The sequence below is a fragment of the Enterobacter cloacae complex sp. P2B genome, assembly GCF_014895985.1.
GTDB classification, from domain to species: domain Bacteria; phylum Pseudomonadota; class Gammaproteobacteria; order Enterobacterales; family Enterobacteriaceae; genus Enterobacter; species Enterobacter bugandensis.
In genome coordinates, this window is sequence record NZ_JADBQQ010000018.1 from 16,896 (window position 1) to 33,072 (window position 16,177).

Sequence of the window (16,177 nt, forward strand, 5' to 3'; positions counted from 1 at the left end):
TTAGGCTGTGTTTACCATACATTACAAAGTTTAATATAGTACAAAAATACAAATATATAGCTACCAAATGAAATTTTATTAACCTGTTGATATTAAAGGCTAAGTGTCTTTCGATGGATACTGATTTACTTTCGTGAGCATTTAGCCGGAATAATGCTCTGTAAGAAAAATAAATACAGATTATTCATTTCAAATATATGATGCGTTGCTGAATTTGCGCTAAGTCAATTTTAACGGAATAACGCCTTTTTATGACGCGTTCGTTTTTTTGATGAAAAGCATGGTTCCCCGTCAGGGGAGAGCCGCAGCGACATCCGCCGTAAGGCATCAGGGATTTCTTAGCTAATCTTATGGATAATTCTGCTTACCCTGCTTTCATTTGTCAGACAATTCCTGCCTTTTTTATGTCATTTTTCGCTGAATTTATGTACGCAATTACTGTAATTCTGCGGTGTGATGGGGCTCTCTTATGGATGATTAATTTCCCGCTAAAACTATCACCAGCAATAACGCTTATGACGAGGTAAGCGCTAATGCCTTGTTTTAAGTCCGATTAAATAAGAAGCACGCAAATCTTCCCTACAGAAAAGAATGCTAAAGCTGGAGTTTACCATGCACAAATTTACTAAAGCGCTGGCGGCCATCGGTCTGGCTGCCGTTATGTCACAATCCGCTATCGCTGAGAATTTAAAACTCGGTTTTTTGGTAAAACAGCCGGAAGAACCCTGGTTCCAGACCGAATGGAAATTCGCTGATAAAGCCGGAAAAGATTTAGGTTTTGAAGTGATTAAAATCGCCGTGCCGGACGGTGAAAAAACCCTGAACGCCATCGACAGCCTGGCGGCCAGCGGCGCGAAAGGTTTTGTGATCTGCACGCCGGATCCAAAACTCGGATCGGCAATTGCGGCGAAAGCCCGCGGTTACGACATGAAGGTTATTGCGGTTGACGATCAGTTCGTTAACGCCAAAGGCAAACCGATGGACAGCGTTCCGCTGGTCATGATGGCGGCGACCAAAATCGGTGAACGTCAGGGGCAGGAGCTTTATAAAGAGATGCAGAAACGCGGCTGGGATGTGAAAGAGACCGCCGTCATGGCCATCACCGCAGACGAGCTGGACACGGCGCGTCGTCGTACGACCGGTTCAATGGACGCGCTGAAAGCGGCTGGCTTCCCTGAAAAACAGATCTATAAAGTGCCAACCAAATCTAACGACATCCCGGGCGCCTTTGACGCGGCGAACTCTATGCTGGTCCAGCACCCGGAAGTGAAGCACTGGCTGGTGGTCGGCATGAACGACAACACCGTGCTGGGCGGCGTGCGTGCGACGGAAGGTCAGGGCTTCAAGGCGCCTGACGTTATCGGGATCGGCATCAACGGCGTGGATGCGGTGAGCGAGCTGTCCAAAGCGCAGGCCACCGGCTTCTACGGCTCTCTGCTGCCAAGCCCGGACGTTCACGGCTACAAATCCAGCGAAATGCTCTACAACTGGGTCACCAAAGGGGCTGAACCGCCGAAATTTACCGAAGTGACCGACGTGGTGCTGATTACCCGCGACAACTTCAAAGAGGAACTGGCGAAAAAGGGACTGGGCGGTAAGTAATACGCTGTGATTGTGCCCCTTACTCGCCGTAAGGGGCCAGACGTACACACTACAGGAATCACGGAGTCGTTATGCAACAGTCTAATCCGTATCTCTCTTTTCGCGGCATCGGGAAAACGTTTCCCGGTGTTAACGCGCTGACCGATATCAGCTTCGACTGCTATGCCGGCCAGGTTCATGCCCTGATGGGGGAAAACGGAGCGGGGAAATCCACGCTGCTAAAAATCCTCAGCGGCAACTACGCGCCAACAACCGGCACGCTGGCCATTCGCGGTGAAGAGGTGGCCTTTGCCGATACCACGGCGGCGCTCAACGCCGGCGTCGCCATTATCTATCAGGAACTGTACCTCATCCCTGAGATGACCGTGGCCGAAAACATCTATTTAGGCCAGCTTCCGCACAAAAGCGGCGTGGTAAATCGTTCGCTACTTAATTATGAAGCGGGGCTGCAGCTTAAGCATCTTGGTCTGGACGTCGATCCCCAGACCCCGCTGAAATACCTCTCCATCGGCCAGTGGCAGATGGTTGAAATTGCCAAGGCGCTGGCGCGTAACGCCAGGGTTATTGCCTTTGATGAACCCACCAGTTCGCTCTCCGCGCGTGAAATCGAAAACCTGTTCCGCGTGATCCGCGAGCTGCGCCAGGAAGGCCGCACCATTTTGTACGTCTCGCACCGCATGGAGGAGATATTTGCCCTGAGCGATGCCATCACCGTATTTAAGGATGGGCGCTATGTGCGCACCTTTACCGATATGCAGCAGGTTAACCATGACCAGCTTGTTCAGGCGATGGTCGGGCGCGATCTGGGCGATATCTATCACTGGAAACCGCGCGAGTACGGCCCCGAGCGCCTGCGTCTGGACAACGTCAAAGCGCCGGGCGTGCGAAAGCCGGTTTCGTTATCCGTACGCAGCGGTGAGATCGTCGGTCTGTTTGGCCTTGTTGGGGCGGGGCGCAGCGAGCTGATGAAAGGGCTGTTCGGCGGTACACGCATTACCGCAGGGCAGGTCTCCATTGACGGCGAGCTGGTGGATATCCAGAAACCCGCCCACGCAATCAGGGCCGGGATGATGCTCTGCCCGGAAGACCGCAAGGCGGAGGGGATCATTCCGGTGCATTCGGTGCGCGACAACATCAACATTTCCGCCCGGCGTAAATTTATCCGCGCGGGTTGCCTGATTAACGACGGCTGGGAGTCGAGCAACGCCGACCATCATATTCGCTCGCTGAATATCAAAACGCCGGGACCAGAACAGCTGATTATGAATCTGTCAGGAGGAAACCAGCAGAAGGCCATTTTAGGCCGCTGGCTGTCGGAGGATATGAAGGTCATTCTGCTGGACGAGCCGACGCGCGGTATCGATGTGGGCGCAAAACACGAGATTTACAACGTGATATATGAACTGGCAAAACGCGGCGTGGCGGTGCTGTTCGCCTCCAGCGATCTGCCTGAGGTGCTTGGCGTTGCTGACCGCATTGTAGTGATGCGCGAAGGCGAAATCGCCGGTGAATTACTTCATGAACAGGCGAATGAACAACAGGCGTTGAACCTCGCCATGCCTAAAGTCAGCCAGGCTGTCGCCTGAGTAAGGAGTTAATGATGTCCTCTGTTACTACATCCGGAGCGCCGAAGTCGGCTTTTAGTTTTGGACGCATCTGGGATCAGTACGGCATGCTGGTGGTCTTTGCCGCACTCTTCATCGCCTGTGCAATCTTCGTCCCTAATTTTGCCACCTTCATTAATATGAAAGGGCTGGGACTGGCGATTTCCATGTCCGGCATGGTGGCCTGCGGCATGCTCTTCTGTCTGGCCTCCGGTGATTTCGACCTGTCGGTGGCCTCGGTTATCGCCTGCGCGGGCGTCACCACGGCGGTGGTGATCAACATGACGGAAAGCCTGTGGATTGGCGTTTTTGCCGGTCTGTTGCTCGGCGTGATCAGCGGTCTGGTGAACGGTTTTGTTATCGCACGCCTGAAGATTAATGCCCTGATTACCACGCTTGCAACGATGCAGATAGTCCGCGGTCTGGCCTATATCATCTCCGACGGTAAAGCGGTAGGGATTGAAGACGAGCGCTTCTTTACGCTGGGCTACGCCAACTGGCTGGGCCTGCCTGCGCCTATCTGGCTCACCGTGGCCTGCCTGATCCTGTTCGGCTTCCTGCTGAACCGCACCACCTTTGGCCGTAATACGCTGGCGATCGGCGGCAATGAAGAAGCGGCTCGTCTGGCAGGGGTGCCGGTTGTACGCACCAAGATTATTATCTTCGTGCTCTCCGGGCTGGTCTCCGCCGCGGCGGGGATTATTCTGGCGTCGCGTATGACCAGCGGCCAGCCAATGACTTCTATCGGTTATGAGCTGATCGTCATCTCGGCGTGCGTTTTAGGGGGCGTTTCCCTTAAAGGAGGCATCGGAAAAATCTCATATGTGGTGGCCGGTATCCTGATTTTGGGCACGGTGGAAAACGCCATGAACCTGTTGAATATTTCGCCGTTCTCTCAGTACGTCGTGCGCGGCCTGATCCTGCTGGCAGCCGTGATTTTCGACCGTTACAAGCAAAAAGCGAAGCGTACCGTGTAACCCCAGCGCTGACTTTTTATTGCTCAACTAATAACCATAGTTGACCTCTGAACCGCCTCGCCAGTTTTGCTGGCGGGGCGGTTGTCAAATGGCGAGGCCCATCACACTGTCTATACTTACATGGCTATGAAAGAGGTAAAGGCGTTTACCTCTCGTAAACCGTAAGGAGGATTAGGGTGGCTGACTTGTTAACCGCACCGCCTGTACTGCCCGGAAAATATGCTTTCTTTTTTGACCTCGACGGGACGCTCGCCGGGATCCAGCCGCATCCTGACGACGTGGTCGTACCGGATACGGTGCTAGAGAATTTGCAGCAGCTCTCTCGACTGAACGAGGGCGCATTGGCATTGATTTCAGGGCGCTCAATGGCCGAGCTGGACGTGCTCGCCAGTCCTTACCACTTTCCGCTGGCCGGTGTACACGGAGCGGAGCGCCGCGATATCCATGATCAACTGCATGTTGTATCACTCCCCGATACCTTAATTCAGGCGTTACATACTGAACTCTCCTCTGCGCTGGCGTCGCTCCCGGGCACGGAACTGGAAGCGAAAGGCATGGCGTTCGCCTTGCACTATCGGCAGGCTCCGCATCACGAAGCGGCGATCTTTGCGATTGCCCGCAGCGTGGCCGATGCACATCCGCAGCTCGCGCTGCAGCCGGGGAAGTGCGTCGTTGAGATAAAACCTGAGGGCATCAATAAGGGAGCCGCTATTGCGGCGTTTATGGCGGAACCGCCATTTAAGGGACGTACACCGGTATTTTTTGGCGATGACCTGACCGATGAGGCCGGTTTTCGCGTGGTGAAACAGGCCGGAGGGATCGCCGTCAAGGTAGGGCCTGGTGACACTGTCGCAGAGTGGCGTCTGGCGAATGTCGAGGCCGTCTGGCAGTGGATTTCTGATATCGCTAACCAGCAACAACAACAAATAGCGCAAAACAAAGGGGGAAACCATTATGGGTCGCTTAGTCGTCGTCTCTAACCGAATTGCACCGCCTGATGATAAAAAAGCCAGTGCAGGTGGCCTGGCGGTAGGGGTATTAGGTGCCTTAAAAGCTGCTGGCGGGCTGTGGTTTGGCTGGAGCGGTGAAATCAATGAACAAGAGAAACCGCTTAAAAAGGTAACGCGCGGGAACATTACGTGGGCATCATTTGCGCTCAAAGAGAAAGACTATGACGAGTATTACTCGCAGTTCTCCAACGCGGTCCTGTGGCCTGCGTTTCACTATCGTCTTGACCTGGTGAAATTCCAGCGTGAATCCTTCGAGGGCTACTCGCGGGTGAATGCGCTGCTGGCGGATAAACTGCTGCCTTTAATTGAGGAAGACGATATTTTATGGATCCACGATTATCATCTGCTCCCCTTCGCCAGAGAGCTGCGTAAAAGGGGAGTCAATAACCGAATTGGCTTCTTCCTGCACATTCCGTTCCCGACGCCGGAAATTTTCACCGCGCTGCCGCCGCATGAAGAACTGCTGGAGGCGCTGTGTGATTATGACCTGCTGGGCTTCCAGACCGAAAATGACCGTCTCGCGTTCCTGGACTCCGTGTCAGGCAAAACGCGCCTGGTAACCAACGGCGGCAAAACCCATACGGCGTGGGGAAAAACCTTCCACACCGAGGTCTATCCGATTGGTATTGAACCCGACGAAATTGCGGAACAGGCCTCGGGCCCGCTGCCGCCGAAGCTGGCCCAGCTTAAGAATGAACTCAAGCACGTGAAGAATATCTTCTCGGTAGAGCGTCTGGATTATTCCAAAGGGTTGCCGGAACGCTTCCTGGCGTATGAAACACTGCTGGATAAATACCCTCAGCACCACGGTAAAATCCGCTATACCCAGATCGCGCCAACGTCGCGCGGGGAAGTGCAGGCCTATCAGGATATTCGTCATCAGCTGGAGACCGAAGCGGGGCGCATTAACGGGCGCTACGGCCAACTGGGCTGGACGCCGCTCTTTTATCTGAATCAGCATTTTGACCGTAAGATCCTGATGAAGGTCTTCCGCTACGCCGACGTTGGCCTGGTTACGCCGCTGCGTGACGGGATGAACCTGGTGGCAAAAGAGTATGTGGCGGCTCAGGACCCGGCGGATCCGGGCGTGCTGGTGCTTTCCCAGTTTGCCGGGGCAGCGAACGAACTGACCTCAGCTCTGCTCGTTAACCCTTACGATCGGGATGATGTGGCAAATGCCCTCAACCGCGCGCTGACCATGCCGCTGACGGAGCGAATTTCCCGCCATGCCGAAATGATGGAGACGATCCGGAATAACGATATAAATCACTGGCAGGCGCGTTTTATTCAGGATCTACGCGAAATAGCCCCGCAAAGTCACGAAGGCGATCTGCAAAAAAAGATCGCGACCTTCCCTAAACTCGCCTGATATTCCTCTGGGGGGGTTAAGCCCCCCCAAGCGGCACTAACAGCACGTCAACCTGGCTTGAGGCAATAATAGATTTTGCCGCGCAGGTAGCCCTCGATATAAAGCTGTGGTTATGGTTCCCGCAAATCACTAAATCAATATTCTGCTTGCGGCACATATCAAGAATATGGGCATTCAGTTCCCCCGTCGCAATAACGGTTTGATCAATGGGGTACTCTGCTTTTTCGACAAGCTCTCGCAGAAACTGCTGCGTTTCCTCCTGCAAAACCTCACGAATATCTTCCAGCATCGGGGCCGCCAGTTGATTGTACATCTCGGGCTCGGCCGCGAGGGTAATGAGGCTGATGCGCGCATTATGCGGCCGGGCGATGGAAACGGCCCGGGCGACAAGCTGGTGGCTTTCGGGGGAAACGGCAACAGAAACAAGAAGATGGGAGTAACTCATGGCGCACTCCTTAGATGCCTGACAGACAGCGTTTCATCACCATTACCGCGAATTTCCTGGTTTCGCAAGACTTGAATACGACATTAGTGTGAAGCTTATCATAATTATTCATTAATTATTCTTATAAGAAGAATAACTGATAAATGCGCCTAAATGAAAAAAATTAACAACTTAACGTAAGTCACACAAATCCTCGCTTTCACTATTAAATCGTTCTAACAAGTTATAAACGCATTTCGAATGATCACGCAATGAAACAATTTTTTTGCCAGAAATGCATAACTGTATGTTTTATCGAAGTAATCAAAATGTGTCCCTGACGCATACGCGATGTAAACGATTGCTGATACCGCACGCACGGGTAAAAGCACATTGCGTGCCACTTATTCTCACGCGTATGCATGAGTATTCGTCGATTAAGAATACAAAACAGTGCTGATTGCTTAAAAAATGAGCAAATTAGAAGTCATACTGATGGATTTATGGGTAACATTCACTTAAATTGTGTGACGCGGATCACATTTTTTTTAAATTTGAGGGTGGCTGCATTGTATGTGTCAAATCTGGCGAGTAGAGTTTGCGTCGAATTAGGAAAAATCTTAGTTATTTGTAAGAAATGATAAAACCTGTAAGAGATGTAACCGCGTTGCATCCCTTACGCGTTTGGATGAATACAAACCTAGATTCAACTATGCATTTAGCCTTTTCTTTTTTATACCGGGTGATTTCCCGGCGACATCACGGGGTGCGGTCTTTCCGCATAAAAATAATAGTTGGTTATTCGGGATGGGAACAATGCATACATCCGAGTTGCTAAAACATATCTATGACATCAATTTGTCATATTTACTGCTCGCGCAGCGTTTAATTAGTCAGGACAAAGCGTCCGCGATGTTTCGTCTGGGTATTAACGAAGAAATGGCAACCATGCTGGGTGGATTAACCCTCCCGCAGATGGTAAAACTGGCGGAAACGAATCAACTGGTGTGCCAGTTCCGTTTTGATAATCCGCAGACGATAACGCGTCTGACGCAGGAATCCCGCGTGGACGATCTGCAACAGATCCATACCGGTATCCTGCTCTCCACTCGCTTGCTTAGCGACATCAGTCAGCCTGATGACGCAGCCCGTAAGAAAAGGGCCTAGCAATGAGCGAAAAAAGCATTGTTCAGGAAGCGCGTGACATACAGCTGGCCATGGAGCTGATTACGCTGGGTGCTCGTTTACAAATGCTGGAAAGCGAGACTCAGCTGAGCCGTGGTCGCCTCATCAAACTGTATAAAGAGTTACGCGGTAGTCCCCCGCCGAAAGGCATGCTGCCGTTTTCTACGGACTGGTTTATGACCTGGGAGCAGAACATCCACGCTTCCATGTTCTGTAATGCCTGGCAGTATCTTCTCAAAACCGGTTTGTGTAGCGGCGTAGACGCCGTGATCAAAGCGTACAAACTTTACCTTGAACAATGCCCACAGCAGGAAGAAGGCCCTCTGCTGGCGCTGACCCGCGCATGGACGCTGGTGCGTTTTGTTGAGAGCGGAATGCTTGAACTGTCGCGCTGCAATTGCTGCGACGGCAATTTTATTACCCATGCTCATCAGCCTGCAGGCAGCTTCGCCTGTAGTTTATGTCAGCCTCCATCCCGCGCAGTAAAAAGACGTAAACTTTCCCGGGATGCTGCCGATATTATTCCACAACTGCTGGATGAACAGATCGAACAAGCTGTTTAACCCGAACGTGTGGGAAAGATTCCAGCAGCGGTAAGCGATTACCGCTGCTTTTTTTTACCCCGTAAACGGTAAACGCTGCGAGCTGAACGTCCTTGCCATAGTCACTAGCGGAAGGATGATGTCGTGCTTATCTTATTAGGTTACCTGGTAGTTCTCGGTACAGTTTTCGGCGGTTACATGATGACCGGCGGGCACCTTGGAGCACTCTATCAACCGGCTGAACTTATTATCATCGGCGGCGCAGGGGTAGGGGCTTTTATCGTTGGCAACAACGGTAAATCGATCAAGGGCACGTTGAAAGCAATTCCATTGCTGTTCCGTCGCTCGAAATACACCAAAAGCATGTATATGGATCTGCTGGCGCTGCTCTATCGCCTGATGGCGAAGTCGCGTCAGCAGGGGATGTTCTCGCTTGAACGGGATATCGAAAACCCGAAAGAGAGCGAAATTTTTGCCAGCTATCCGCGCATTCTGGCGGACGCCATGATGCTGGATTTCATCGTCGATTACCTGCGTCTCATCATCAGCGGCAATATGAATACCTTCGAAATTGAAGCGCTGATGGACGAAGAGATCGAAACCCACGAAAGCGAATCTGAAGTGCCGGCCAACAGCCTGGCGCTGGTGGGCGACTCCCTTCCGGCGTTTGGTATCGTGGCGGCGGTCATGGGGGTGGTACACGCCCTGGCCTCGGCGGACCGCCCGGCGGCTGAACTGGGCGCGCTAATTGCCCATGCGATGGTGGGTACCTTCCTCGGTATTTTGCTGGCTTATGGTTTTATCTCTCCGCTGGCAAGCGTGCTGCGCCAGAAAAGCGCGGAAACCACCAAAATGATGCAGTGCGTAAAGATCACGCTGCTCTCTAACCTCAACGGTTACGCGCCACCGATCGCGGTTGAATTTGGCCGTAAAACGCTTTACTCCAGCGAGCGTCCGTCGTTTATCGAGCTTGAAGAACACGTGCGCGCGGTGAAAAACCCAAACCAACAGACGACAACTGAGGACGCATGAAAAACCAGTCCCATCCGATCGTCATCGTCAAAAAACGCAAGCACAAGGGCGGTGGGCACGGTTCCCACGGCTCCTGGAAAATCGCGTACGCCGACTTTATGACCGCAATGATGGCGTTCTTTCTGGTGATGTGGCTGATCTCCATCTCCAGCCCGAAGGAGCTTATCCAGATTGCCGAATATTTCCGTACCCCGCTGGCGACGGCGGTGACCGGTGGGCCGCGTATCTCTAACAGCGAAAGCCCGATCCCTGGCGGCGGCGATGATTACACCCAGCAGAAGGGTGAGGTGAAAAAAGAGCCGAACATCGACGAGCTGAAACGCAAGATGGAGCAGGCGCGTCTGAAAAAACTGCGTGGCGATCTCGACCAGTTGATTGAAGCGGATCCTAAACTGCGCGCGCTGCGGCCGCACCTGAAAATCGATCTGGTCCAGGAAGGGCTGCGTATTCAGATTATCGACAGCCAGAACCGCCCGATGTTTAAAACCGGGAGTGCGGAAGTTGAGCCGTACATGCGCGATATTTTACGCGCCATTGCGCCGGTGCTGAACGGCATTCCTAACCGAATCAGCCTGTCGGGCCACACGGATGACTTCCCGTACGCCAGTGGGGAGAAGGGATACAGCAACTGGGAGCTTTCTGCCGATCGTGCCAACGCCTCGCGTCGCGAGCTGGTGGCAGGTGGGCTTGATGATGGCAAGGTACTGCGCGTGGTCGGCATGGCAGCAACCATGCGGGTCTCCGACCGCGGGCCGGATGACGCCATCAACCGTCGTATCAGTCTTTTAGTGCTGAACCAGCAGGCGGAGCAGGCCATCCTGCACGAAAACGCCGAAAGTCAGAATGAGTCACTGGACGATTTAAAACAGCCTGGGGCCGTCCCTGCGGCTGCCGTTCCAACATCGCCACCAGCCAATCCGAGGTGATAGCGTGAGCATGGATATTAGCGATTTTTACCAGACATTCTTTGATGAAGCCGACGAACTGTTGGCGGATATGGAGCAACATTTGCTCGATCTGGTGCCCGAAGCACCGGACTCCGAGCAGCTCAATGCCATCTTCCGCGCGGCGCATTCTATTAAAGGCGGAGCCGGAACGTTTGGATTTACCATCCTGCAGGAAACGACCCATTTAATGGAAAACCTGCTTGATGAAGCACGACGCGGTGAGATGCAGCTCAATACCGACATTATCAACCTGTTTTTGGAAACCAAAGATATTATGCAGGAACAGCTCGACGCCTATAAAAGTTCGGCAGAGCCTGATGCCGCCAGCTTTGAATACATCTGCAATGCGCTGCGCCAGCTCGCCCTGGAAGCAAAAGGTGAGGTCGCTGCAGCCGTTGTCCCTGCGACAAAGCTGAGCGTTGTCGATGCGGTGGCTGCTGAAGAGGCCGCGCCAGCCGCTGCGCAAGCGGGCAAGCTGCGCGTTGTGCTGTCACGCCTGAAAGAGAGCGAAGTTAACCTGCTGGAAGAAGAGCTGGGTAACCTGGCGAAATTAAGTAACGTAGTGAAAGGCAAAGACAGCCTCGCGGCGACCCTCGATGACGGTATCAGTCAGGACGATATCGTGGCGGTGCTGTGCTTTGTCATTGAAGCCGACCAGATCGCCTTCGAAACGGAAGCCGCCGCGGTAGCAGCTCCGGCTGCAGAAGAAGAGGTTGCCGTCGTTGCCCAGGCCGCCGCACCGGCTGTGGCCCCAGCGGCCCCGGTGCTGAAGGCGGTGCCAAAAGAGGCCGCAGCGCCTGGCCGTGGTGAAAAACCGGCCGCGCGCTCCAGTGAGTCCACCAGCATTCGCGTTGCCGTTGAGAAGGTTGACCAGCTGATTAACCTGGTTGGCGAACTGGTGATCACCCAGTCCATGCTGGCGCAGCGTTCTAACGAACTGGACCCGGTCACGCACGGCGATCTGATCACCAGCATGGGCCAGCTGCAGCGTAACGCCCGCGACCTGCAGGAATCGGTGATGTCCATCCGCATGATGCCGATGGAATATGTCTTCAGCCGCTTCCCGCGCCTGGTGCGCGACCTTGCCAGCAAGCTGAATAAGCAGATTGAACTGACCCTGATGGGCAGCTCTACGGAGCTGGATAAGAGCCTGATCGAGCGCATCATCGACCCGTTAACGCACCTGGTACGTAACAGCCTCGACCACGGTATTGAACTGCCGGAAAACCGCATTGCTGCCGGGAAATCGCCGGTCGGGAATCTGATCCTCTCTGCGGAACATCAGGGCGGGAACATCTGCATCGAAGTGACCGACGACGGCGCGGGCCTTAACCGCGAGCGCATCCTGGCGAAAGCCATTTCACAGGGGATGGCGGTGAATGAAAACATGACCGACGAAGAAGTGGGCATGCTGATCTTCGCGCCGGGCTTCTCGACCGCCGAGCAGGTGACGGACGTTTCCGGACGCGGCGTCGGCATGGACGTGGTGAAACGTAACATTCAGGAGATGGGCGGCCACGTTGAGATCCAGTCTAAACAGGGCTCCGGCACCACCATCCGCATCCTGCTCCCGCTGACGCTGGCGATCCTCGACGGCATGTCGGTCAAAGTCGCGGACGAAGTCTTCATTCTGCCGCTGAACGCGGTGATGGAATCCCTCCAGCCGCGTGAAGAAGATCTGCATCCGCTGGCAGGCGGCGAGCGCGTTCTCGAAGTGCGCGGTGAGTACCTGCCGCTGGTTGAGCTGTGGAAAGTGTTCGAAGTGGACGGGGCGAAGACCGAGGCCACGCAGGGTATCGTGGTGATCCTGCAAAGCGCGGGCCGTCGCTACGCGCTGCTGGTCGATCAGCTGATTGGTCAGCACCAGGTGGTGGTGAAGAACCTCGAAAGCAACTACCGCAAGGTGCCGGGTATTTCTGCTGCCACCATTCTGGGGGATGGTAGCGTGGCGCTGATCGTCGACGTGTCGGCGCTTCAGGGATTAAATCGTGAACAACGTGTGGCGTACACAGCCGCCTGATTAAGTAGAAGGTAATAACATGACCGGTATGAGTAATGTAACGAAACTGGCGGGCGAGCCATCAGGGCAGGAGTTCCTGGTATTCACTTTGGGCGATGAGGAGTACGGCATCGATATCCTGAAAGTGCAGGAAATTCGTGGTTACGACCAGGTTACCCGCATCGCTAACACGCCAGCGTTTATTAAAGGCGTCACCAACCTGCGCGGCGTGATTGTGCCAATCGTGGATCTGCGCGTGAAGTTCAGCCAGGGCGACGTTGACTACAACGACAATACCGTCGTGATCGTCCTGAACCTGGGACAGCGCGTGGTGGGTATCGTGGTGGATGGCGTATCTGACGTGCTTTCCCTGACCTCTGACCAGATTCGTCCTGCGCCGGAGTTTGCGGTCACGCTGTCGACCGAATACCTGACCGGCCTGGGGGCGCTCGGCGAGCGTATGCTGATTCTGGTGAACATCGAAAAGCTGCTGAACAGCGAAGAGATGGCGCTGCTGGATATCGCGGCGAATCATGTAGCGTAGGTAAATGCAAAACGGCAACCCAGGTTGCCGTTTTTAGTGTTTGCTCCTTCTCCCTGTGGGTGAGGGCTGGGGTGAGGGCATCAGGCCTCACCCTTTTTCATGCCATTACGCTTCCTGCTTTACCAGTTCAGCTTCAGCTTCCCGCGCACCTTCATTCTGCGAGAGCATCGCCGTCGCAATCCCGTTCCCCAGCACGTTAATCGCGGAACGCCCCATATCCAGGAAGTGGTCGATCCCCATCAGCAGCAGGATCCCCGCCACCGGAATGTTAAAGCTTGGGATCGTTGCGGCCAGCACCACCAGCGAAGAACGCGGCACGCCCGCAATGCCTTTTGACGCCAGCATCAGGGTTAACATCAGCACCGTCACCTCAGAGAAGCTCAGGTGAATGTTGTACGCCTGCGCAATAAACATCGAGGCGAACGAGCAGTACACCATTGACCCCACGAGGTTGAAGGAGTAGCCAATCGGCAGAACGAAAGAGGCGATATTGCGCGAGCAGCCAAAGCGCTCCAGCTGCTCCAGCGTTTTAGGGTAGGCCGCTTCAGAACTGCTGGTGGTGAATGCGACCAGCACCGGATCTTTCAGCATGCTGACCAGGCGAAACACCTCTTTTTTCAGCACCATGTAACCCACGGCCAGCAGCACCATGCAGGTGAGAAGAATGGCAACGTAGTAGCCGCCAATAAAGGAGGCGTAGTTCAACAGGATGCCCAGACCCTGTGTGGCAATGACGGAGGAGATCGCCGCGAAGATGGCCAGTGGCGCAACGTACATCACATAACCCGTTACCTTCAGCATGATATGGGAAACCACATCCAGTGCGGCCACCAGCGGCGCGTTGAATTTCTGCCCCAGCGACGCGCCGCCGATGCCGAAGAACATCGAGAACACCACAATCTGCAGGATCTCATTGTTCGACATCGCCCCCGCGATGCTGGTGGGAATGGTGTGAGACAGGAACGCTTTCAGCGTCATCCCGCCCACGGCCAGACCGGTATCCACCGCCTCGGTTGGAATAGTCAGGTTCAGGCCGCTTCCCGGACGCTCCAGTGTGACGATAAACAGTCCGACCAGAATAGAAAGCACGGATGAACTGATGAACCATACCATCGCTTTGCCGCCCACCCGGCCTATGGTGGAGGTTTCTCCCAGCTTCATAATGCCTACGGTCAGCGTGCTGAAGACCAGTGGCGCAATAACCATTTTGATCAGACGGAGGAAAATATCGGTCAGAAGGGTAATATTATCCGACCAGGCTTTGATGGCATCCGCAGATGCGTACTCGTGAATTGCCGCCCCTGAAAGAATACCCGCCAGCATGAATATCACGATGAAGAGTGTAAGTTTGTTTGCACTTGCCACGAAAAAAGACCCTCTATGCGCTATCAGATGTCGCCCGCGCCGATACATATAAATTTTTTATTGCTGCGCGGGAAAATATTCGGCACATAAATTGACGCAAAGCGTAGGGGGTTACAACAAGTTTTTAAGTTTTATTGATTTTGTTGTTGGTGGCATAACGATATATTGTGATGGTGATCACACTATAAGGGATATATTCTCTTCTGAAAAAATAAAAATGCGGCCAAAATAATTTTAATTCATTGTTATTTATAAGAATATTAAGTCAATAGGACACAAGGATTATGCGTTTTGGGGCGGGTGGTGGAAGCGATATCCGTAAACTAAATTCTCATTAACCCCTCTCAGAGGAACCTTAAGCGGGGCTAACATCTTGAACAGCATAAATAAAATGTGGCAAGGGAACGCGTTTGACTTCCGGAGGGTGGAAAATGAAAAGAAAACGCCTTTTAATCTGCGCTGGCGCGTTACTGGCGGCGACAACGGTACATCCTGCGCTGGCCGTGACCAGCAGCGGCACCATCGGTGCGACGCTGACCCTCACAAACGGGTGTCTGATTAACGGATCGCCCACGCAAAACGGTATTAACTTCGGGACACTCGATTTTGGTACCCATCCCGCCACGTTTTCCACGCTGACCACCCAGCTCACCGGCGCCAGCGGCGGGAATACGTTCACCATTCAGTGCACCACCGCCAGCTATACGGTGGCGATCACCGGCAACACTAACTCCACCGCACCCGGTACCGTGGTCGGCACGCCGGGCACGCCTGCGCGCTATCTGATCAATACCGCCAATGCGGCGCAGGGCGTGGCTTACAGTCTGTACAGCGACAGCGGATTTAACAACGTCATCGCCAACAACGCGGCGCTGCCGGTCGCGTCGACGGCGGGCGGGGTCAACAGCTACACCCTTTACGGGCGCATCACCGGCGGCGGTAACAGCGTCACGGTGGTGCCGGGCACTTATACCGACACGATCAACGTCAGCGTCACCTACTAGCTCCAGCCATGAAGGCCTCCTTTTTAAGTCTGCGCGCTTGCGCAGAGGGGATCGTGCAGCCTTTTTTTGCGCTGGCGCTGGGGCTGACCCTGGTTTCCGGGGCCGGCGCGGTGACGTCGCAGTCGTTTAAGGTGAGCGCGACCGTCGTGCCGGGATGTTCTGTCACGACGGGGACCGGCGGGATCTTCGGGACGCTGGATTTTGGGACCCATACCGGCGTGGAGAGTGCCCCGGTCAGCACCAGCTTTGTGCCCAACGGGGCGCTGTCCATCGCCTGCACGCCGGGCGTGGCGCTGAGCATGAGCATCAACGGCGGGCAAAACTACGCCTCGGTGCGCCGCATGACGCGTTCAGGCGGCACCGACGTGGTGGGCTACCGGCTTTACAGCAGCAGTTCACTGGCGGCGAACAGTGAGATTGGGGTCAACCAGGCCATCCCGGTGACCTACACCAACAGCAACAATATTGCACTACCACTTTTTGGCGTAGCGCTGCTGACGGGATTTAGCCCGGCAGGCACCTATTCCGATCAGCTCACCGTGACCTTGTCATGGTGAAAAAGGGAGAACATTC

At 54.2% G+C, this 16,177-nt stretch carries 15 protein-coding genes; 13 read left to right on the top strand and 2 right to left on the bottom strand.

The window, feature by feature from the left end; translation table 11 throughout:
- Positions 1 to 612 precede the first annotated feature (612 nt).
- The 5 genes from araF (at position 613) to otsA (ending at position 6,562) form a co-directional block, all read left to right on the top strand.
- On the top strand, positions 613 to 1,602 hold the full coding sequence (gene araF, locus IM313_RS15965; protein ID WP_008500409.1) for an arabinose ABC transporter substrate-binding protein AraF: 990 nt from the start codon (positions 613 to 615) through the stop codon (positions 1,600 to 1,602).
- 71 nt (positions 1,603 to 1,673) lie between these two features.
- Positions 1,674 to 3,188, top strand: a complete 1,515-nt coding sequence (gene araG, locus IM313_RS15970; protein WP_192971750.1) for an L-arabinose ABC transporter ATP-binding protein AraG — start codon at positions 1,674 to 1,676, stop codon at positions 3,186 to 3,188.
- Between the two features lie 14 nt (positions 3,189 to 3,202).
- Positions 3,203 to 4,183: an arabinose ABC transporter permease AraH gene (araH, locus tag IM313_RS15975; RefSeq protein ID WP_032644894.1), complete on the top strand. Its 981-nt coding sequence runs from the start codon at positions 3,203 to 3,205 to the stop codon at positions 4,181 to 4,183.
- A gap of 176 nt (positions 4,184 to 4,359) precedes the next feature.
- Positions 4,360 to 5,163 (top strand): trehalose-phosphatase, encoded by an 804-nt coding sequence (gene otsB / locus IM313_RS15980; RefSeq protein ID WP_028013657.1) that lies wholly within the window; start codon positions 4,360 to 4,362, stop codon positions 5,161 to 5,163.
- Entirely contained in the window at positions 5,138 to 6,562 is a 1,425-nt protein-coding gene (otsA, locus tag IM313_RS15985; RefSeq protein WP_028013656.1) for an alpha,alpha-trehalose-phosphate synthase, read from the top strand. The genes otsB and otsA overlap by 26 nt, the downstream gene beginning before the upstream one ends.
- A 16-nt stretch (positions 6,563 to 6,578) precedes the next feature.
- Here the strand turns inward: otsA and uspC are convergent, their stop codons facing one another.
- The gene (gene uspC, locus IM313_RS15990; protein ID WP_028013655.1) at positions 6,579 to 7,007 is read right to left on the bottom strand and encodes a universal stress protein UspC; all 429 of its coding nucleotides are present in this window, start codon (positions 7,005 to 7,007) and stop codon (positions 6,579 to 6,581) included.
- A 795-nt stretch (positions 7,008 to 7,802) separates the two neighbouring features.
- Here uspC and flhD point away from each other — a divergent pair.
- The 6 genes from flhD (at position 7,803) to cheW (ending at position 13,235) form a co-directional block, all read left to right on the top strand.
- Positions 7,803 to 8,153, top strand: coding sequence for a flagellar transcriptional regulator FlhD (gene flhD, locus IM313_RS15995; RefSeq protein ID WP_028013654.1), 351 nt, complete (start codon positions 7,803 to 7,805; stop codon positions 8,151 to 8,153).
- A 2-nt stretch (positions 8,154 to 8,155) separates the two neighbouring features.
- Entirely contained in the window at positions 8,156 to 8,734 is a 579-nt protein-coding gene (gene flhC / locus IM313_RS16000; RefSeq protein ID WP_013096051.1) for a flagellar transcriptional regulator FlhC, read from the top strand.
- Positions 8,735 to 8,857: 123 nt separating this feature from the next.
- Positions 8,858 to 9,745 (top strand): flagellar motor stator protein MotA, encoded by an 888-nt coding sequence (gene motA, locus IM313_RS16005; protein ID WP_008500417.1) that lies wholly within the window; start codon positions 8,858 to 8,860, stop codon positions 9,743 to 9,745.
- Complete coding sequence (gene motB, locus IM313_RS16010) at positions 9,742 to 10,671, top strand: flagellar motor protein MotB (RefSeq protein ID WP_028013653.1); 930 nt, start codon at positions 9,742 to 9,744, stop codon at positions 10,669 to 10,671. The genes motA and motB overlap by 4 nt, the downstream gene beginning before the upstream one ends.
- Positions 10,672 to 10,675: 4 nt before the next feature.
- Positions 10,676 to 12,712, top strand: a complete 2,037-nt coding sequence (cheA, locus tag IM313_RS16015; RefSeq protein WP_192971751.1) for a chemotaxis protein CheA — start codon at positions 10,676 to 10,678, stop codon at positions 12,710 to 12,712.
- A gap of 19 nt (positions 12,713 to 12,731) precedes the next feature.
- Positions 12,732 to 13,235, top strand: a complete 504-nt coding sequence (gene cheW, locus IM313_RS16020) for a chemotaxis protein CheW (RefSeq protein ID WP_014884351.1) — start codon at positions 12,732 to 12,734, stop codon at positions 13,233 to 13,235.
- Positions 13,236 to 13,340: 105 nt separating this feature from the next.
- Here cheW and IM313_RS16025 read toward each other — a convergent pair whose 3' ends face one another.
- A complete protein-coding gene (locus tag IM313_RS16025) occupies positions 13,341 to 14,600 on the bottom strand; it encodes a dicarboxylate/amino acid:cation symporter (RefSeq protein ID WP_028013651.1) in 1,260 nt (419 codons plus the stop codon).
- 431 nt (positions 14,601 to 15,031) lie between these two features.
- Between IM313_RS16025 and IM313_RS16030 the strand changes: the two genes are divergently transcribed.
- Complete coding sequence (locus tag IM313_RS16030) at positions 15,032 to 15,604, top strand: spore coat protein U domain-containing protein (protein ID WP_028013650.1); 573 nt, start codon at positions 15,032 to 15,034, stop codon at positions 15,602 to 15,604.
- 8 nt (positions 15,605 to 15,612) lie between these two features.
- Positions 15,613 to 16,161 carry a spore coat U domain-containing protein gene (locus IM313_RS16035; RefSeq protein WP_028013649.1) on the top strand — a complete coding sequence of 183 codons (549 nt, stop codon included), beginning with the start codon at positions 15,613 to 15,615 and terminating at the stop codon, positions 16,159 to 16,161.
- The last annotated feature ends 16 nt before the right edge of the window (positions 16,162 to 16,177 follow it).

Bases quoted from the DNA above. Each gene is read 5' to 3' on its own strand.
- araF (WP_008500409.1), top strand. From the start codon at position 613: ATGCACAAATTTACTAAAGCGCTGGCGGCCATCGGTCTGGCTGCCGTT.
- araG (WP_192971750.1), top strand. From the start codon at position 1,674: ATGCAACAGTCTAATCCGTATCTCTCTTTTCGCGGCATCGGGAAAACG.
- araH (WP_032644894.1), top strand. From the start codon at position 3,203: ATGTCCTCTGTTACTACATCCGGAGCGCCGAAGTCGGCTTTTAGTTTT.
- otsA (WP_028013656.1), top strand. From the start codon at position 5,138: ATGGGTCGCTTAGTCGTCGTCTCTAACCGAATTGCACCGCCTGATGAT.
- uspC (WP_028013655.1), bottom strand. From the start codon at position 7,007: ATGAGTTACTCCCATCTTCTTGTTTCTGTTGCCGTTTCCCCCGAAAGC.
- flhD (WP_028013654.1), top strand. From the start codon at position 7,803: ATGCATACATCCGAGTTGCTAAAACATATCTATGACATCAATTTGTCA.
- flhC (WP_013096051.1), top strand. From the start codon at position 8,156: ATGAGCGAAAAAAGCATTGTTCAGGAAGCGCGTGACATACAGCTGGCC.
- motB (WP_028013653.1), top strand. From the start codon at position 9,742: ATGAAAAACCAGTCCCATCCGATCGTCATCGTCAAAAAACGCAAGCAC.
- cheW (WP_014884351.1), top strand. From the start codon at position 12,732: ATGACCGGTATGAGTAATGTAACGAAACTGGCGGGCGAGCCATCAGGG.
- IM313_RS16030 (WP_028013650.1), top strand. From the start codon at position 15,032: ATGAAAAGAAAACGCCTTTTAATCTGCGCTGGCGCGTTACTGGCGGCG.
- IM313_RS16035 (WP_028013649.1), top strand. From the start codon at position 15,613: ATGAAGGCCTCCTTTTTAAGTCTGCGCGCTTGCGCAGAGGGGATCGTG.